The organism is Oleiphilus sp. HI0066, from assembly GCF_001635725.1.
In genome coordinates this window covers 1-1,358 of sequence record NZ_LWFH01000742.1, presented here as the reverse complement: position 1 = coordinate 1,358, position 1,358 = coordinate 1, and the positions used below count along the sequence as shown (strand labels likewise).

The window sequence follows — 1,358 nt, the reverse complement described above, 5'->3', positions numbered from 1 at the left end:
GTTCAAAGGCATCAGGCCCAACAATAAATAAAGGCTGAACCCGACAATAATATTGCGTCATGATGCCTAATCGACCATACAAAGAATGCCCTGGCACAGCAGCCATTCTCTCTACGACTTCTTTCTGAAGCATAAAATGCATATCTTTCAGATGCTTGATATTGTCGAGCAGGTGGAAGATCAAAGGTGTCGAAATATTGTAAGGCAAGTTACCAACAACGCGCAGAGGGTGCTCTTCATCAGCTAAAGCATTAAAGTCGAACTTCAGTGCGTCAGCCTCATTAATGTTGAAATCAGGGTAATTAAAGAATTTGGTACGCAGAACCGGTATCAAATCTCTATCAAGTTCAACAACCTGTAAGTTGCCATCAAGCCCATCTAACAGATGCTCTGTTAGTGCTCCAAGCCCAGGTCCAATTTCCACCATGCGGTCACCCGGACGCGGATTAATGCCACTGACAATACGCGCAATAATCGCGTCATCGCTTAAGAAGTTCTGTCCAAAGCGTTTTCGCGCTTGATGACCAACGGGCTTCTTTCGTTGAGCCATATTCGTTTTACCTATTTAAGAATGTTGTTACTGGCTTTGACCATATCTATAGCCATCGAGATCGCGGTACGCAAACTTCCCGTATCGATATTTCCAGTTCCAGCTAAATCTAATGCGGTGCCATGGTCCACAGAGGTGCGGATAATCGGTAGACCCAAGGTTATGTTCACTGACTCGCCAAAGCCTGCATACTTCAAAACAGGGAGCCCCTGATCGTGATACATAGCAAGCACTGCATCGGCGTTTTCAAGATATTTTTGGGTAAACAGAGTGTCTGCAGGTAAAGGACCAACTAACTCGCAAGGCGCATCTTCAAAACTAGCCATGACGGGCTGAATGACATCGATCTCTTCTCGCCCCATATGACCATCTTCCCCTGCATGCGGGTTCAGCCCAGCCACCAAAATACGAGGCTTCTCAACACCAAACTTACCGCGCATATCAGCAAGTAAAATCTCAATAACGCGCTGTAAAGATTCAGGAGTAATTGACTGGGAGACGTCCTTAAGGGGTAAGTGAGTACTTGCAAGTGATACTTTCATATGACGATTAGCAAGCATCATAACAACTTTATCGACGCCACACTTTTCTTGGAGATATTCGGTATGGCCGCTAAAACTCACTCCGGCATCGTTGATCACACCCTTATGAACTGGCGCTGTTACGATCGCAGAGAATTCTCCGGAAAGACAACCCTCGATAGCACGATCGAGAGTTCTAAGCACATAAGCGGCGTTGTTAGCGTCTAAGTGCCCAGCCATAACAGGTTGATCAACCAATACACTACATACAAACGCTTGACCTGAGC

The 1,358-nt window shown here is 45.9% G+C and carries 2 protein-coding genes; both read right to left on the bottom strand.

Annotated features, from left to right (window positions below):
• Nucleotides 1-550: 16S rRNA (adenine(1518)-N(6)/adenine(1519)-N(6))-dimethyltransferase RsmA (rsmA, locus tag A3738_RS09045; RefSeq protein WP_068763551.1), on the bottom strand; the 550-nt coding region annotated here is incomplete at its 3' end.
• Nucleotides 551-561: 11 nt separating this feature from the next.
• A partial coding sequence (gene pdxA / locus A3738_RS09040; protein WP_068763550.1) for a 4-hydroxythreonine-4-phosphate dehydrogenase PdxA occupies nt 562-1,358 on the bottom strand: 797 nt, incomplete at its 5' end.